General features: G+C 54.3%; 15 protein-coding genes. 1 reads left to right on the top strand and 14 read right to left on the bottom strand.

Annotated features, from left to right (window positions below; genetic code table 11):
- Positions 1–13: 13 nt before the first annotated feature.
- On the bottom strand, positions 14–952 hold the full coding sequence (gene ribF / locus PGR10_RS18570) for a bifunctional riboflavin kinase/FAD synthetase (protein WP_087858180.1): 939 nt from the start codon (positions 950–952) through the stop codon (positions 14–16).
- Positions 953–1,282: 330 nt separating this feature from the next.
- On the opposite strand from ribF, the gene rpsT reads away from it, so the two are divergent.
- A complete protein-coding gene (gene rpsT, locus PGR10_RS18565) occupies positions 1,283–1,546 on the top strand; it encodes a 30S ribosomal protein S20 (RefSeq protein ID WP_001518655.1) in 264 nt (87 codons plus the stop codon).
- 72 nt (positions 1,547–1,618) lie between these two features.
- Here rpsT and nhaR read toward each other — a convergent pair whose 3' ends face one another.
- From nhaR to PGR10_RS18500, 13 genes are all read right to left on the bottom strand, one after another.
- Entirely contained in the window at positions 1,619–2,518 is a 900-nt protein-coding gene (nhaR, locus tag PGR10_RS18560) for a transcriptional activator NhaR (protein ID WP_045395806.1), read from the bottom strand.
- Positions 2,519–2,568: 50 nt separating this feature from the next.
- Positions 2,569–3,744 (bottom strand): Na+/H+ antiporter NhaA, encoded by a 1,176-nt coding sequence (gene nhaA / locus PGR10_RS18555; protein ID WP_087858182.1) that lies wholly within the window; start codon positions 3,742–3,744, stop codon positions 2,569–2,571.
- 121 nt (positions 3,745–3,865) lie between these two features.
- Positions 3,866–4,156, bottom strand: coding sequence for a hypothetical protein (locus tag PGR10_RS18550; protein ID WP_087858183.1), 291 nt, complete (start codon positions 4,154–4,156; stop codon positions 3,866–3,868).
- 60 nt (positions 4,157–4,216) lie between these two features.
- Positions 4,217–5,056 (bottom strand): DsbA family protein, encoded by an 840-nt coding sequence (locus PGR10_RS18545; protein WP_430923918.1) that lies wholly within the window; start codon positions 5,054–5,056, stop codon positions 4,217–4,219.
- A 55-nt stretch (positions 5,057–5,111) separates the two neighbouring features.
- Positions 5,112–5,813: a pili/flagellar-assembly chaperone gene (locus PGR10_RS18540; RefSeq protein WP_430923917.1), complete on the bottom strand. Its 702-nt coding sequence runs from the start codon at positions 5,811–5,813 to the stop codon at positions 5,112–5,114.
- Positions 5,806–6,324, bottom strand: coding sequence for a fimbrial protein BcfF (locus tag PGR10_RS18535; protein ID WP_113374579.1), 519 nt, complete (start codon positions 6,322–6,324; stop codon positions 5,806–5,808). The genes PGR10_RS18540 and PGR10_RS18535 overlap by 8 nt, the downstream gene beginning before the upstream one ends.
- A 10-nt stretch (positions 6,325–6,334) precedes the next feature.
- On the bottom strand, positions 6,335–6,871 hold the full coding sequence (locus PGR10_RS18530; protein ID WP_087858186.1) for a fimbrial protein BcfE: 537 nt from the start codon (positions 6,869–6,871) through the stop codon (positions 6,335–6,337).
- Positions 6,871–7,878 (bottom strand): fimbrial protein BcfD, encoded by a 1,008-nt coding sequence (locus PGR10_RS18525; RefSeq protein ID WP_430923916.1) that lies wholly within the window; start codon positions 7,876–7,878, stop codon positions 6,871–6,873. The genes PGR10_RS18530 and PGR10_RS18525 overlap by 1 nt, the downstream gene beginning before the upstream one ends.
- Entirely contained in the window at positions 7,879–10,482 is a 2,604-nt protein-coding gene (locus tag PGR10_RS18520; RefSeq protein WP_430923966.1) for a fimbrial biogenesis usher protein, read from the bottom strand.
- Positions 10,483–10,489: 7 nt separating this feature from the next.
- The gene (locus PGR10_RS18515) at positions 10,490–11,176 is read right to left on the bottom strand and encodes a fimbria/pilus periplasmic chaperone (protein ID WP_183269095.1); all 687 of its coding nucleotides are present in this window, start codon (positions 11,174–11,176) and stop codon (positions 10,490–10,492) included.
- A 71-nt stretch (positions 11,177–11,247) separates the two neighbouring features.
- Complete coding sequence (locus tag PGR10_RS18510; protein WP_087858189.1) at positions 11,248–11,790, bottom strand: fimbrial protein BcfA; 543 nt, start codon at positions 11,788–11,790, stop codon at positions 11,248–11,250.
- A gap of 316 nt (positions 11,791–12,106) precedes the next feature.
- Positions 12,107–12,799 carry a winged helix-turn-helix transcriptional regulator gene (locus PGR10_RS18505; RefSeq protein ID WP_087858190.1) on the bottom strand — a complete coding sequence of 231 codons (693 nt, stop codon included), beginning with the start codon at positions 12,797–12,799 and terminating at the stop codon, positions 12,107–12,109.
- 319 nt (positions 12,800–13,118) lie between these two features.
- Complete coding sequence (locus tag PGR10_RS18500; RefSeq protein WP_430923915.1) at positions 13,119–16,202, bottom strand: chitinase; 3,084 nt, start codon at positions 16,200–16,202, stop codon at positions 13,119–13,121.
- Positions 16,203–16,272: the final 70 nt, after the last annotated feature.

Raw genomic sequence — 16,272 nt, 5'->3', positions numbered from 1 at the left:
AATACCAGTAGGATTATCCCTGCCTGGTGAGCCCAAAGAACTCGCGGGCCGTTAACTCATCTCGTGCGATTTGCGCTTTTAGCTCATCCAGCGACGCAAAACGCTGCTCGTTACGTATTTTTTTACGCAGTATTACATCTATATGGCGACCGTAGAGGTCCATTACAACGTCCAGGAGGTGAACTTCCAGCTGCTGTCGCACGCCGGAGACCGTTGGACGCGTGCCAATGTTGGCGACGCCGGGTAATGGCTTATCGCCGAGCCCTGCCACTTCTACCGCAAAGACCCCTTTAACCGGGGAAACCTGACGACGCAGCGGTAAGTTCGCCGTCGGGAAACCTATGGTGCGCCCCAGCTCATCGCCGTGCACGACGCGGCCAGAAATGGTAAACGGATGCCCCAGCAGGTTTTCCGCCTGCGCGAGGTCATCGTCCGCCAGCGCCTGACGCACCGCGGTGCTGCTGATACGTACGCCGCCTTCGCAGAAGGTTTGGGTGCTGGTGACGTCAAAACCGTACTCCGCCCCGGCCTTCTGTAATAACAAGAAATCCCCCTGACGACCAGCGCCAAAGCGGAAATCATCACCCACGGCAAGGAACTGTACGCCCAGCTGGCGCACCAGCAGCTCGCTAATAAAATCTTGCGCCGTCAGCGCTGCGAAACGCCGGTCAAAACGAACACACAGCACGTAGTCGACGCCGCTTTCCGCCAGATAGCCCAGTTTTTCACGCAGCCGCGTGATCCGCGCCGGCGCTTTATCGGCGGCAAACAGCTCCAGCGGCTGCGGCTCAAAAATCATCACCACAACCGGCAGACCGAGCCGGCGGCCCTCTGCGCGCAGGCGCTGCAGCAGCGCCTGATGCCCGCGATGCACGCCGTCGAAATTTCCAATGGTCAGCACGCACCCGTGCGGGGCCTGACTGAGATTATGTATGCCGCGTATCAGCTTCATGTCTGGCTCAAAACAGTGAAAATCGTCCGAGTATACCTTGTACAACAGGCGACGTTAACCAGCGATTGCACCTCGATTACGAAAGATCCTGCTAATTCATTCACTCAGCGTAAGAATGCAGGAAAAACTATACGCGGCCGTCGATTTTTATGGTGGAAAGACTGTATTCGACTACAACAAGCTGGTAGAATCTTGCGCCATCACTACGTAATGAAGCCTCGTTATCTTAAACGGCGCTTATTTGCACAAATCCATTGACAAAAGAAGGCTAAACGGGCATATTCCTCGGCCTTTGAATTGTCCATATAGAACACATTTGGGAGTTGGACCTTGGCTAATATCAAATCAGCTAAGAAGCGCGCCGTTCAGTCTGAAAAGGCTCGCAAGCACAACGCAAGCCGTCGCTCTATGATGCGTACTTTCATCAAGAAAGTATACGCAGCTATCGAAGCTGGCGACAAAGCTGCTGCACTGAAAGCATTTAACGAAATGCAACCAATCGTGGACCGTCAGGCTGCTAAAGGTCTGATCCACAAAAACAAAGCTGCGCGTCATAAAGCAAACCTGACTGCACAGATCAACAAACTGGCTTAATCGCCCGCTTGCTGAACTTTGTTAAAGAAACCCGCGAAAGCGGGTTTTTTTATGTCTGTTGTTTGCCGGTACTTAACTTTGCGGTTGCGCAAACAGCGATGAATAATCGCGATTGCAGATACGCTGTACCGCTGGATGCTGAATCATTCGCTCGGCAAAAATAGCGTGATACTCCTCCATGACGTTCTCCATGCGGCCAATTTCGACAATCGACTCATCGGCATAGAAATCGTGAGCATAGAGGGTTGGCGCCACAAAAATGGCATTATGCGCCGCGCCGAAGGCTTTCATAAGCGCCGCATCGTCGAACTCGCCGAGAATTTCCACCTGCAGCCCCTGCGAATTAAACCAGTTCAGCAGCTTGCGCCCGAGCATTGAACGGCGACCGGGAATGAGCAGGCGACGCTCCTCAAGACAGGCGGGAAACGCTTTTTCCGGCGGCGGATTCATACACCAGAAGCTCACCCCGCACTCGCCGATTTTCACCGAAAACAGCCCCTCTTGCTGGGTGGAGTCAATCGGGCAATCCGAGATAATCATATCCAGCTTATGCTGGCTCAGTTGCTCCAGCAGCATCTCGTGGGTGGATTCAAAGCAGCGCAGGTGAATTTGCTCATCTTCAACTACCGCCGCATCCAGAACGCCGCTCACTAATCGCTTGGAAAGCGCGTCGGCGACGCCGACATCAAATAGCAGGTTCGACTCTTTGCGGTAGTTGACGATATCGAGCATCTCCTGGCTCAGGGTGAACATGCGATCCGCGTAGCGAAACACCAACTCTCCCAGCTCGCTGGGTTCCAGGCCGCGTCCTTTGCGTTTAAAGAGCTTCCCCTGTAAGCGCTCTTCAAGCGCTTTTATCTGCCCGGTGATCGTCTGCGGCGTCAAATAGAGCGCCTCGGCGGCGCCGACGACCGAGCCCTCACGGTAGACGTGCCAGAAATAGTACAGATGGTTGTAATTGATGTGCGACATACATCCCTCCCTGATATGTCCGGAAGGGCCCACAGGCCCTCCCGATGAAGTTACACGCTGTGAGTAAGATCCGTTACGCGCTTACGCAGAATCATGTAGCCGATGACGGCAGACAGGATAGACCCTATCAGAATGCCCAGCTTAGCCCAGTTGATCAATCCGGGATCCACGCTGCTAAAAGCGAGCGTGGCGATGAAAATCGACATGGTGAAGCCGATTCCGCACAGTACGCCGACCGCCATAATCTGCGGGAAGCGGGTTCCCGGCGGCAACGAGGCCCACTTAAACTTCAGCGCCAGCCAGCAGAACAGGCTAATTCCGAGCGGCTTACCGATAAACAGTCCGGCAATGATCCCAAGCGGCAGCAGCGAGGTCAGCCCCGCGAAGGTAACGCCCTGCAGCGAAACCCCGGCATTGGCAAAAGCAAACAGCGGTAGGATAAGAAACGCGACCCACGGATGCAGCACATGCTCAAGCTGTTTCGCCGGCGATTTGCCATTCTGCTCCTTCAAAGGAATCATAAAACCGACGATAACCCCCGCCAGGGTCGCATGTACGCCGGATTTCAGTACCGCCGTCCATAGCACCGCGCCAACCAGGATATAGATACCGGTGCGCCGTACGCCGCTGAGATTGAGCGCCGCCAGTACCACAATCGCGCCAGCGGCGACCGCCAGCGATAGCACCGACAGATCGTTGGTATAAAAGAGCGCGATAATCACGATCGCCCCGAGGTCATCAATGATAGCCAGCGCCATCAGGAAAATTTTCAGCGCTGTTGGTACACGGTTGCCTAATAGCGCCAAAACGCCAAGCGCAAAGGCGATATCAGTCGCCGCCGGGATCGCCCACCCTTCCCGCGCAACGGGATCCTGGGCATTGAAAGCTAAATAGATAAGCGCCGGCACCACCATGCCGCCAATCGCGGCGACCACCGGGAACACCGCCTGACGGCGGCTGGCAAGCGCCCCCTGGATCATCTCACGCTTCACTTCCAGGCCAATTAACAGGAAAAACACCGCCATTAGCGCATCGTTGATCCACAACAGCATGTTTTTGTTAATTTCCAGCGCGCCAACGCGCAGCTGCACCGGCGTCTCCAAAAAGGCATGATACAGACCGCTGGTGACGCCGCTATTGGCCATAATCATCGCCAGCGCGGCGGCGCAGATTAAGATAATGCCCCCGGAAGCATCGCTACTGAAAAATCGTTGCAGATGTTTCACTTTTACTCTCACCTTGTTGGTCAATAACTCGATAAAAGTATGATACAGCCGACAACACATCGAAAAAATCAGATTTAAATTGCCATTACACTCATTTTTTCCGAGCTATCTTATCCTCTCATTAATCATAGACCACCCGTAGCAGGGTGAGCTGCTTGTCAGCATCGAGATAGCTTTTCTCTACCGTCGCGTAAGCCGAGGCCAGCGATGTCGTGATATTTTCCACGATCACGTGGCGTTCGATACGATCGGCGCGCTGGCACAAAATCTCGCTACTTTCCGTTTCGTTCCAGCAGCTTTCAGTAACAACATTGCCAAAAAATTGGATATTACCGGCAGAGTGCGCCTGAACGCCGCCGATGGCGAACAGTGGAACGGCCGCCAACACTAACCATCTGTGCCTGGACTGCATACGCGAAACCCTCGTTCGGAGGAAGCAGGTAACCGGGGTCCGCGCCCCGGTCGCTGAGACTTAACCTTTAGCTTTCTGAATCGCCATCTGCAACGCATCCTGCGACGTACTGCCCGGCACGACCGAGATACGCCCGGCATCCGGGGCGGTAGCCTGTGGCATCACCACAAAAGCCGGAGTACCGGAAAAATTCATATGTTGAGCCAGCGCCTGATTACTTAGCAGCGCGTCATGCACCGCCCCGCTCTGCTGGGCGGTTTTTACCGCCGTCATTTGCGGCTGGGTGAGATAATGCGACGCCAGCGCGTAAACCTCCTTCTCGGTTAGCTGCCCCTCCACTTTGCCGGTGGCGTACAGGGCATTATGCCAGGCCAAATACTTCGCGCCGCCATCGTTCAACCACACCTGTTCGCCGATCCTCGCCGCCAAACCTGACACCGGCCAGCGGGATGAAAAGATAGGAAACTCTTTAAAGATAAAACGCGTATCAGGATTCGATTTCACCAGCTCTTCCACCACGGGCGACATCTTGCTGCACCAGGAACACTGGTAGTCAAAAAACATCACCACCGCCGCTTTAGCATCCGCCGGGCCAACAGAGGGAGAGCTATCGCTCAGCAACTCAGAGCGGTACTGCAGCGCCAGTTGCGCATAAGCCTGCTTCTGGGCCACCTGCTGACGCTGATGTAGCGTTTCGCTGGCGGCGATAAGGAATTCCGGATGATCCGCCAGATACGTCGCCACCGCTTCGCCGACTTTATCCGGATGGCTGACGATATACGCCTCAGCGCTCGGTCCAATATCGCTGGCAACAGGTTGTGTATCTACGGCCAACGCGGAAAAAGAGATGACGCCGCCAACCGCCATACACACCGCCGATTTACAGGAAAGTTTGCGCATTATTGAGTTCTCATTATTAAGTTCAGGGGATGCCCGCAGGGGCAGAGTAAAATCGTCATCGCCGTTGCGCCGTTACCGTGACCGCCGGCATTACGCCCCCGGCATCGTTGAGGCTTTGCCAGCGCACGGCGCAGCTTTTCGCCTGCCGACACCACGATGTACGGCGGGTAGAAAACGGCGCGACCACCCCCGCGGCGTCTATAGGCTTACCGTTGACGCGGGTGGAAAAGAGAGTGATGTAGTAGGGTCCAGCATTGCGTACCGTCAGCCCATCCGCCGTTAAGTTCCAGGCCAGTTGGCGATAAGCCTGCTGCGGATCGCCGGTTAGCCCTGCAGGCCGATAAATCAGCTTTAACGCCGAGCGAAAAGCCATCTGCACGCTATTGGCGCCGGTTTTTCCCGATGGAATAGCGGCAATACTCAGGGTGAACAAACTTTCACGATCCTGCGCCAGCGCCTCGCCGCTCCACGCGACGCGCAGCGTGTTCTCCTGGCTCGCGCGTAATAAGAAGAGCGGCGGCGTGACCACGAATGGTGTTTTACGGGTCGACAAATCATCGGCGCCTGGCCAGCGTCCACCGCTCAGCACGTGGCTGTCCACCAGCCAGTCACTCTCCGAGGTGTTGCGCAGCGGAACGCTCAGCGTCGTCCGCTCAGCGTGATAAATAAAACGCGTGCCGCCAATCACCACGCCCGCATGGCCTATCCCAAAGGGCAACAGCCAGAGCCAAAACCAGCAGAAAAGTCGTCTATTCATAACTCAGCACAAAAGTCGCGGAAGCATCGGCTACACCCGGCGCCACCGGAGCGCCATCAGCCACATAGCGGGCATAAAACTGTAAACGTTCGGACGCGGCGCCCGCAGTTAGCGCGAGCACATCGCTTTGCGCCCCCGGCGCTACCTGTTGTTTGTTCTTGTCGTATAACGCAATCCCGATACCGGAGGCCGCGTTCGCCCCGCTATCCAAAGCGAAAAGATCGCCGCTTTGCGAGTCGCTGGTACCGCTAAAGCTCACCGTCACGCCGCTGGCGGTGCTGCCGCAATTTTGTAGGGTGATCGAAAATGGCTGCCACTCCGCGCCGGCCCCCGCTTGATAAAACTGGCGGTTGCTGACGGTTCCCATATCGACCTGAATATTCTCGGAATCCGGCGACAGCGTACAGGTGTTGTCGGTAATCGTGCCCGTCACATAGACCCTACCGTCATGGGCCAGCGCGCCGTTCACCGCCAGAAGGAGTCCACAGCAGAAAAACAGTGGTTTGATCATTGCCGCGCGCCTATTCATATTGCAGATCGAAATACATCACCGCCGTCGCATTTCCGGAGGTCACGGTTGGCCGGGTAGATTTGTAGCGAATATAAAACGATAAGGTGTTGCGGCCCGTTTTCAGCGGATAGACCACCGAACTGGTGTTATTGATGCTGACGGCATCCTGATCCTCATCAAGGATCTCCACGCCAACGCCGCCTGCCAGCATTTTTTCGCTACCCATCCCGGTGTCGCTCAGCGCCAGCAGCGCCGGATTGTCGCTGTCGGCAGTGCCGGTAAACCAGATTTTGCTGCCGGTAATGCCGCGCGAGCAGTTCTTCAGGTTGATGTTGAACGGTTTAAATTTCGTCGTCGTACCGGTGGCGGGAAAATCTGCCACCGAGAACTGACCTAAATCGATACTCTGGCTAAGGCTGGAAATTTCGACATCGCAGGTTTGCGCGACAATCGTGCCGGTAAATTCCAGGTTGTAACCGCTATCGTCGGCGTAGCAGCCGTTACCGCACAGCAGGATAAGTAAGATGAAGTACTGAAACAGGCGCATTAATCGAAATCCACCCGTAAGTTAGCCAACGCGGTAAAAGCGCCTTCCGTCGGCGTCTGGCCGGTGGTGCTGACCGGATACGCTTGCAGGGAAAGGGTCGCCTGTCCGTTTTGATCGGTAGTAAAAGGCTCGATGCTGCTGGCGTCATTGGGCGTTAATACCGTGCCGTCGCTGCTTTCGACCACCACGCCAACATCAGGATTATCGGTGGCGATGGCCTGGCTTAAGTGACTATCGGCGGTGGCTATCAGCCGCAGGCTCAGGTTAACCTGTGAATCCACCCCACTGCACTTCACCGGCACGGTGAATCTTTTATTGCGGACGCCGGTTGGTTTTTCTCCGGCGCGATTGAAACCGCCGCTGTACAGCGAGCCAAAATCAACGAGGATAGTTTGCCCGGCATTAATCTCGCAGCTTTGCGGCACGGTCACGCTGCCGCTGTAGACAATGCTGTATACCACGGTACTCAGCGGATCGTTCCCGGTGGTGGTGACATAGACGTTAAACATGGTCTTCGGCTCGATATTTACCGTGCCAATAAATGGCTTCACAACCTTAAGTTGAAAAACCAGATTTGAATCATGTACCGGAAACGGTGAGCCATTGTTGACGTTGGCGTCATAGCCCATATAGACATAATCCATTGGAGGATAAAACACCCCGGCCGCCGAGTCTTCGATGCGCATCGCCCCTTCAAGATAGGTGCCATCCAGCTGCATATATTTCCAGTCGCCGTTGGTTTCCACTATCGATGAAGAAGCGACATACGAACGATACGTCCGCCCGGAATCCGAAGAACCGGCGGGACAAATCGCCTGTACGTTTACATCCTGGTTTTTGCTGAGCTGCGTGGTCGAACCGGCCTGATTCTGCGCCGCCGTCAGCGTCGTCGTCAGGTCATAATCGACCGTCGCAGGCGAGCCATTGGTATTCTGGCAAACGGCCGCCAGACCACCGCGTGCCAGCAACAACCCCATTAACAGAAAAAGAAAAGAGACAAGCTTCATTTAGCGACATTCCAGATGCTGACGCGCCAGCGGTTGGCTCACGTCAGGGAGATGATAATGGGTGAGGCATTGTTGGCCTGGCCGTGGCCCCCACTGCGCTTTCAGCGTGCCCTGCGGGCTAAGACCGGAGAGATATACTTCGCCGTCGTCGCCAACGATGCCTTCTTCAGCCACGCCTGCAATAGAGACCGTGGCGCCGAACGGTAGCGGTTTTCCGTCATGGTTTAGCGTCAACAGCGCGCGCTCGCCGACCCGTGCGGTAAAGTTCGCCAGCACCATTGCTCCTTGGGTGGGAACCACATTGATCACCGCATCATCAATATCGACATCTTCTTTTAGCGAATTGACGTCCAACGCCATGCGGTTCTGGCGGTAAGTAGTGGCGTACGGCACCACCGCGTAGCCGCGGCCATCGGTGTGGATCCCCGGCTGATCTTCAATATTGACGTCGCCAGCCCCCGGCACGGCGATAAGGACATTGGTATCGCCCAACGGCTGGCTGAGGGTGAGACCATGGGCATGCGCGACCATGCCGCCGCTGAGGCCATAGTTCAGTTGCCGATAATCGCCATGGTTGCTGTTGTTGTAGCCGACATTCAGGTTGCCCTTTGCCCCGTCGTATTCGAGGCTGGCGGAGCCGCTCGCACCAACTCCCTGATTCTGATAGCCCTGCTGCACGCTGTAGCTCAGGTTGTTTTGATCCAACAACGTGCCGCTGATACCGCTATTCTGCGTCACGCCGCCGTGCCCGTCGCTACTGGTGGAGAACGTCGCATAAACGTTATGACGCCGCTGGGTAATATCGTCGCCGTGGCTAAGCCACTGGCTGAGCGGTAGTGAGATATTGAGCGCCAGCGTCCGATCGCGTTCCTCCTCGCCGGGGGCGCGGCTGCTGCTATATGACAGGCTCCACGAGACCCCGGCCAGCGTGTCGCTGTAGCCAATTTGCAGTAATTTATTGGTTTCATCGGTGTGCCAATAGCTCTGTTGGCTACCGGTGACGTACAGTGAGCCAAAATGACCGAACTGCTGAGAGAGGTTGATCTGTACCTTGCCGCGTTTGGTGTAATACAGGTTGTAGTCATCGCCGACATCGCGATCGCTGTCATCCTCCTGCTGGCCGCTATTGCCGGACATCTGCTTCCACGCGGTATCATCGAGCGTATAAAAACCAGAGGTCGAATAGCGATAGCCCAACAGTTGAAAATGGGTGCCCAGGTTGTTTAACGATTTAGCATATAAAAAGCGCAGCGATTGCCCCTGGTGTTCGCTGTCATCCGCCAGCGTACTGTAGGCTTGCGTAAGATCGACGGAAATCGCCCCCCAGTCACCGAAATTAGCTCCAGTTCCCAGCGCCAGCGCACGGTAATCGGAGGAAAACTGCGTTCCGCCGTACAGCGTAAAGCCGTGCGGCAACCCCCACATCAGGGTCGCCTGGCCGAAACTCATCTCCCGCTTCTGGCTGCTATCGCCGCGATAGCTCGCCGCGGTGGCGGCATATTTCACCCGCCCCTCGCGTTGCAGAACCGGTACGGCGGCATATGGCACGCTATAGCTGGAGACGCTGCCGTCGGACTCCTTGATCTCAACGTTGAGATCGCCGCTGGAGGAGGTCGGATAGAGGTCGTCAATGGTGAAGGCGCCAGGCGATACATAGCGCTGGTCGATGGTGTAGCCATTCTGGCGAATCGTCACCTGGGCATTGCTTTTGGCGATGCCGTGGATAGTCGGCGCGAAGCCTTTCATGCTGTCCGGTAGCATATTGTCATCAGACGCCAGCTGGAGCCCACGAAACGGCAGGCTATCGAAAACGCCAGAAGGGGTATAACTATCGCCCGCCGTCAATTCGCCTTTTAGCGCCGCCACATCACGCTCCACATAGGTACTGATGTGCTGCCAGTCGCTTTTATGTTGCTGATTATCGCTGTTGTAGTTCCATGTCGAGTAATCACGCAAACGCCAGGCGCCGAGATTTAATCCGCTATTGAGGCCGAGGAAGTCGTTGTCGCTATTGGTGCCGCCAGCGCTACGGTCCCGGCTATTCGCGCCGGTAAACGTATAGTTGAGCAACAATGCATTAATACCTTCATCCCAGTTTTGTGGCGGAATATAGCCCCGAGCCTGGTTGTTCAGCGCCGCCTGCGGAATGCTGATATTTAGCCGCTGCTGACTAAAGTCAAAAGCGGTAGAGGCTGCCGGGATAGCCGCCGTAAGATCGACGCAGTCGCCGGCACCGGCCTTCGCCAACGGTGGAAAGGCGCTGAGATTCACGTTCATGCCGTTGAGCATTTCAGGCGTTACGCAGGCGCGCAGACCTGAGCCATCGGCGGCCTGGTTGTTGGCGCGAAAAGCGATATCGCGCGTCGTCAATAATGCGCCATTAAGGTAGACATCGACCCGATAAACCCCCGGCGCCTGACCGTTACCCTCAAAATGCGAAAGGTCAGCGATTTTCGACGGATCGTCAGATAAAAAGGCAGGGTTAAAATAGTTTTCGGCCCAGCCGCGCGGCAGCATAAACGCATTTGCCGAGATTAGAGCCAGGCTGATAAGCGCAGGCAGTCTACCCACCGTCAACTGGCGAGCGGCGACATCGAGTTTCAACACAATCTTACTGGCTCAGACAGGTTTGCTGCGGCGTAGTGGCGCCGAAATCGTTAATCGACTGGAAAGTCACCTGTCCTGCCCCGCCGTGCAAGGTTATCTCGCTTTTCGGCGGCACCATCGCATTGGCCAATTTCTGCCCGCCAACATGAATATCAACCAGCGAAACATAATACGGTGAAGGATTGGCGATGCTCAGACGCTCGCCGGCACGCTGACAGCGTAACATCGCCGGCGCGTCCACCGAGGCAATGGGCAAATGTTTAGGGCGAATAAACAGTTTAATAACGCTTTGCGTGGCGATTTGCAGCGAATTCGCCGCCAACTTGCTTTTATTAACCGAGGGAATGGCTTTGCTGTTGAGATAAAACACGCTTTCGCGATCTTCCGGCAACGAAGGGCCAACGTACATAATACGCAGCAGGTTTTCTTTTCCCGGCTGAATGACGAACAGCGGCGGCGTCACGACAAAATCGGCGCTTCTACCGCCATCGGCGTTCGACACCCACGACTGAATTAAAAATACATTATTGCTGGATGAGTTAATTACCGGCAGAGAGACCTGCTTATCACCCTGCGGATAAATAACCCGGGTCGAACCCAGCGCGATACCGCCAGCATGAGCCAACTGAGTCATTCCCAGCGCCGCCAGCAGCAATAACGAAAATAAAATCGGGGTAATTCGCGTACTCATTCTTTTGATAACCAGGGAGGAGATGAAATGCATCCCTCCGCTGCCAGCAACGGAGGAGATGCGGATACCAATCAGGAATAGACCATGCTGAAGGTCGCGGTCGCCGCAACGTTACCTGCAGTGGCCGCGCCGGTAGCGACATAATCCACGCTCAGCGGTACGGTGTTTTCGCCATCAATCAGGGTGATGGTGCCGGAGGTATCGCCGATATTCAGAACCTGTCCATCCGGGCCGTATAACTGCAGCGCAACGTTAGTCGCCGCACCCGCGCCAGCGGTATTCGCCAGCGAACCCGCGAGCGTACTGTCCTGCTGACCATTAAAAATAACCGCCGCGTTCTGGCTGACCGTGGTGTCGCAGTCCTCCAGTTTGATTGAGAAATCTTCTTTTTGATTGGCAACCATTCCAGATGCCGTCAGTTTGCTGGTGCGAACCTGGCTCAGGATTACGGTCTGATCGATAGAGTCAGCAGAAACGGAGCATGCAGCATTCACAACCTGCCCCGTAAAATTCACCGTACCGCCGGAAACCGTCGAAGTATCCGCATTAGCTGCGCAGGTCATACCGCCCGCCGCCATGGCGGTTATTGCCATCGCTAAAAGATGTTTTTTCATAAATAACCTTTTAAATACACAAGTCGAAAATAGAATTAATAACGAATTTTAGTACCGAGCCCTCTTCACAGAGATCTCTTGCTGGTACCGGGCGCAAAAAACGTTAAAAGTTGTAGCGTACAGAAATACTATATTCAATGAATAGCAAGCCCTGCACTGATTTATAAGCGCTAATGGGAAGTAAATTTCTGCCGTTATTTAATTATTATAAATTGGCCAGGGAGTTGCAATCTACAATGGCTGTTTTTATAGGACTCATCTTAACTACATGTTTTTACAGCAAATAATTTATTTACTTTGTTATTTAAAGCGGCAATTAGTAAGCCAACGGTAGTTTCTTAACCCCTAACAAACGCCCACCATCTATATTGATATAACCGCCCTTCCTCAATTCAGAAAGTAACTTCATGGTGCGGCTTCGTGATATTCCGGTTCGTCGTTGAATAAAATTCAGGACATTAATGCTCTGGCGATATTCGTCGCTGTAGGCGGCAATTTCGATTAATAACGCACGAACCTTGAGATAAGAGTCAACGCCAACCAGTTCCCGATCGCGAACGTTCATCACCATCAGACGATAGGCGAGAAAACGAGCCACATCGTGCCAAAGATTGCATTCGTCCGTCACCTTAATAAAATCCGCTAGCGAAACCGCGCGACCACAGCATTCTGTTTCCGCAATCAAAAAATGTTCCGGGCGAGTGGGAACATCGTAAGTCAGACCGTAGCTATCAATCAGTCCTGCGATTGACGGGGCAAAAACCGACAACACATTCAGCCCTCTGTCGCTGCGGCAAATTGAGAAGATACCGGACTCCAGCAACACAATGCGGCTACTTTGTTTCGTATACAGCGAAAACTCTTCACCCGGTTGCACGACGAAAGGCTTGCCGAAGGGCAAGAGTGCAGAAAATAAAGCATCAATCGCCGCATGAGGTTTAGCCTGCTGGGAGAAAATATATGAGTGCAAGGCATTCTCATTATCATTTTCGAAACCATTTAATTTCATTATATCTTCATTAAACATCCATAATCATATGAGAAATAAAGATATACGCACATTAGTTAGCCTGCAATTAATAATAAATAAATACTAAATATAGAATAAATGTATAATGAAAGCACAAATAATCAATCATTAATCAAATAAGATAATCCTCAAACAAATAACCAACAAAGATCTCAAAATGTTATTAAGCATTTTTAACATTACACACTATAACAAATGAAATTATTTCTTATGATATAACAAGAAAGAGAAAAGGCGGCGATCCAGAATAGTACCTCCACTGAATCACCGCCTTTACGCTACATGAAATAAAGATCAATTAACTAAAATATCGCGGGGCCGCGTAGTACTCCGCCATTTTCTCCGCCAGCCAACCGCCATCTTCACCATTGGAATGAATAGTGGTGATACTGACCGTCGAACCGCCGCCCCACAGCACGGCAAAAACGTTATAGTCCGGCAGATTTAGCGCCTGCACCTGGCTCCAATCGTATCCCTCATCCTGGCGCAGAAAATCCCCCACCGTCGCAACACCATACGTCGTGCTGTTCACCGCGGTATTTAACAGCGCCGGGGTAATGGCGTTGATATCGCTGCCAATCCGCGAGTCCCCCATGAAGAACGTACCGCCGGATGCAAAATGCGCCGCAGCGATTTTACTGGTCCCTTCCGCAACCGTCGGCATATGGCCGCCGGGTATCTGCCACAGCATCGCCGGTTTTTGCAACGCTCTGGCGGCCTCCTTCACCATGCCCAGATAGTTAAACCAGCAGCTGGCGTTCCAGCCGTAGTGGGCCAGGGCATCCGGGCTGAAGCAGTCGCGTTCGAATTTATCAAATGCGATAAAGTCTGGCGCATAATCGCCGCTGTATACGCCCAGTTCATTAATGAATTCAGCAATCGCCGCCCCTTGTTCACACGGTGCGGCGTTGGCGCGCAGCAGCCAATCTGCCGTGCCCGTCGCCCAAACGTTGGTCTGCCAGCCAAAAGCGATATCAGGCGCGAACTGGCGAACGATATAGTTAATCGCCTGTACGTAGCCATACAAATCGTTGCTGAAGGTCGGCAGCGCCGGCGCGCTGAAACCTGGAATCGCAGGGAGCGCATTGATCGCCGCCGCCAGTTGTACATTCACCTGCACGCTATTGGCTTTACGCAACGCGGTATAGCCATAAGGCTCCTGCTGCATAGCGCCCAGGAAGTCCGGATTCAGGACGAAGGTTGCCGGAACCGGATGCTGGTCATCTTTCCAGGATTGTGCCGCCAGGCACTGGGTAATGAAGTTACCAAAGTGGTTGCGTAAACGCTGCTCATCCTGCAGATCCGATACCGCGCTGCCGCCGCTGGCATTGGCGGTATAGACCACCATCACCGGCATCACCGCGCGACCCGCTTCGGCTTCTATCTCGCGAACCAGCGGCACGGTTTTGTGGATCGGTAGCGAAGCATAATCCAGGAAACCATCGCCATTGCTGTCCACTTCCGCCGCCGGAATCGGATCGCCGCCGCCATCAAACCCATCGTATTTAAACAGCGCGCTGCAAGGCACATTGCGATACAGATCGGTCGTCTCTGCCGCATTTACCGTCACGCCGCCGTGCGCCAGATAATTCGGCCAGCCTTTTACCTGCAGCGGAACGCCCTGGATAAACTCAAGCGCGACGTTATTGACGCTTTGTAGTAAACGCAATGGCGCGCTGACGTCGCAACGCCAAGGCGTACCGGCGATATATACATCCGCTACCTGTACGCTATATTCCCCGGCAGATAAACGCAGCGGCAGTTTCTGCTGACGAGTATCGCTTTCCAGCACGAAACTATACTGATAGCCGCCGCAGCAGAAACGATAGCGCTGCGTGGCCGTCCCCTGTGGTAAGCCTAATACCGTTACCGCGACCTCAACAAAGGTGTCGCTCGCAACGGGCGTTTTTTGTAATGCTACGTTCACCTGCATCGTCATGCCGACCTTCGGCACAATGGTTGCAGGCTGCGCTGCGGTCGTGAGCAACTGGTTGTTCATGGTCGTCGGCTGCAGGCAGATAGCATATTGATGATTCGCCAGGAGCTGGGTAACGCGCTGCGGTTGATTCGCCATCAGCGTCAGTGTTCTTTCGCACACGCCCGCCTCCGACCATAGCTCAACAACGACTTCCGCGCCTTCCAGTTCATCGTCCGCCAGCAGCAACTCGATCGCGGCAAAGGTCACCGCTGGCTGATAAGCAATCTGACAGCGCTCAACGGCGTTACCTGAAGCAAGTTCCAGCGTATAGCTTTCTGTCACGGGCGAAATTCTCATCTCGTCGTTACACAGTTCCAGTACCGTAATACCGTAGCTGCCGGCGCTCAGATCGCCGATGGTTAGCGTCGCGCCCCATTCCCCGGCGAAGCGCTGCTGACGGCCATCAGAGTACCGCAGCTCAATTTCCGGCTTCAGCGAGGTGCTCTGCGCCTGCGCCGGGAATTGAACAATAATTTGTCCCTGGCGTCCCGGGTCATGCGCCAGCGTCGCCGTCAGGTCACTCAGCACGACGGGCGTTTGTGTGGCCGAAAGATAAAACTCCAGTACCGCCGATTTGCCAGCAGCCAACAGATACTCGCCGTCGTTATTGATGGTGATGGTATTTTTTTCTGTCGGCCAGCCACCGTCGCTGGCCAGCGTAACCGCCTGGTTACCCAGCATGGTACCGCTAAATGGGCTGTACGGATCGGGATGCGCTGTCGCGGTGAAGCCTAATTTCAGCTGATTAATATCGACAGACTGCGAATACTGATTCGTCAACGTCAGGGCCATGCGTTGATACCAGCTGGACGCGTTCACCTCTCCGGAAACCAGGGTCAGTCCTGTACCGGTAATCGCGTCGGCGGCGGGCGTTTCAGGTTCTGGTTCAACCTCATCAGCTGAATCATCCGCAGGCGCTTCAGGGACTGGTTCAACCTCATCAGCTGAATCATCCGCAGGCGTTTCAGATTCTGGTTCAGCCTCATCAGCTGAATCATCGGCGGGCGCTTCAGGGACTGGTTCAAGCTCATCAACGGCGTCATCGCTATCGGAAGCCGCCAGAGTCAGAGCGAAGGTAGATAATTTTACCGGTACCTGGGTGGCCGCCAGGCTAAAGAATAGAGTACCGCTTTCCCCAGCCGGCAGTAGCAGCTCGCTGCTGTTGTTTATAATGATTTCATTGAATTCCAGGGTTCCCTGGGCGGTGTCACGCAACGTTAATGAACGATCCCCTTTCAGCGTGCCTCCCGTATTCCCCCACGGATCCGGATGTCCGGAGGCAGTAAAGCTAATCGCCGCCTGGTTCAGATCAACAGTTCGATTACTTTCGTTTGTGAAGGTTAACGTGACTTTCTGGTACCAACTATTCACATCAATCTGGCTATTTTTAATTACAACGGTCATCAACTCGATTCCTCATTCCCTGGTGGAAAAAAGCCCCGGTAAACCGGGGCTTTGCTATAGAGCCCAATAC

The sequence above is a fragment of the Klebsiella sp. 141198 genome (assembly GCF_050600785.1).
Taxonomy (GTDB): domain Bacteria; phylum Pseudomonadota; class Gammaproteobacteria; order Enterobacterales; family Enterobacteriaceae; genus Klebsiella; species Klebsiella aerogenes.
The sequence above is the reverse complement of the archived record's forward strand: the minus strand, read 5'-3'. Positions and strand labels throughout refer to the sequence as shown.

What these genes read in the sequence shown, in the direction of transcription:
- ribF (WP_087858180.1), bottom strand. Translation starts at nt 952, where the DNA reads ATGAAGCTGATACGCGGCATACATAATCTCAGTCAGGCCCCGCACGGG.
- nhaR (WP_045395806.1), bottom strand. Translation starts at nt 2,518, where the DNA reads ATGTCGCACATCAATTACAACCATCTGTACTATTTCTGGCACGTCTAC.
- PGR10_RS18550 (WP_087858183.1), bottom strand. Translation starts at nt 4,156, where the DNA reads ATGCAGTCCAGGCACAGATGGTTAGTGTTGGCGGCCGTTCCACTGTTC.
- PGR10_RS18545 (WP_430923918.1), bottom strand. Translation starts at nt 5,056, where the DNA reads ATGCGCAAACTTTCCTGTAAATCGGCGGTGTGTATGGCGGTTGGCGGC.
- PGR10_RS18540 (WP_430923917.1), bottom strand. Translation starts at nt 5,813, where the DNA reads ATGAATAGACGACTTTTCTGCTGGTTTTGGCTCTGGCTGTTGCCCTTT.
- PGR10_RS18535 (WP_113374579.1), bottom strand. Translation starts at nt 6,324, where the DNA reads ATGATCAAACCACTGTTTTTCTGCTGTGGACTCCTTCTGGCGGTGAAC.
- PGR10_RS18530 (WP_087858186.1), bottom strand. Translation starts at nt 6,871, where the DNA reads ATGCGCCTGTTTCAGTACTTCATCTTACTTATCCTGCTGTGCGGTAAC.
- PGR10_RS18525 (WP_430923916.1), bottom strand. Translation starts at nt 7,878, where the DNA reads ATGAAGCTTGTCTCTTTTCTTTTTCTGTTAATGGGGTTGTTGCTGGCA.
- PGR10_RS18515 (WP_183269095.1), bottom strand. Translation starts at nt 11,176, where the DNA reads ATGAGTACGCGAATTACCCCGATTTTATTTTCGTTATTGCTGCTGGCG.
- PGR10_RS18510 (WP_087858189.1), bottom strand. Translation starts at nt 11,790, where the DNA reads ATGAAAAAACATCTTTTAGCGATGGCAATAACCGCCATGGCGGCGGGC.
- PGR10_RS18505 (WP_087858190.1), bottom strand. Translation starts at nt 12,799, where the DNA reads ATGAAATTAAATGGTTTCGAAAATGATAATGAGAATGCCTTGCACTCA.
- PGR10_RS18500 (WP_430923915.1), bottom strand. Translation starts at nt 16,202, where the DNA reads ATGACCGTTGTAATTAAAAATAGCCAGATTGATGTGAATAGTTGGTAC.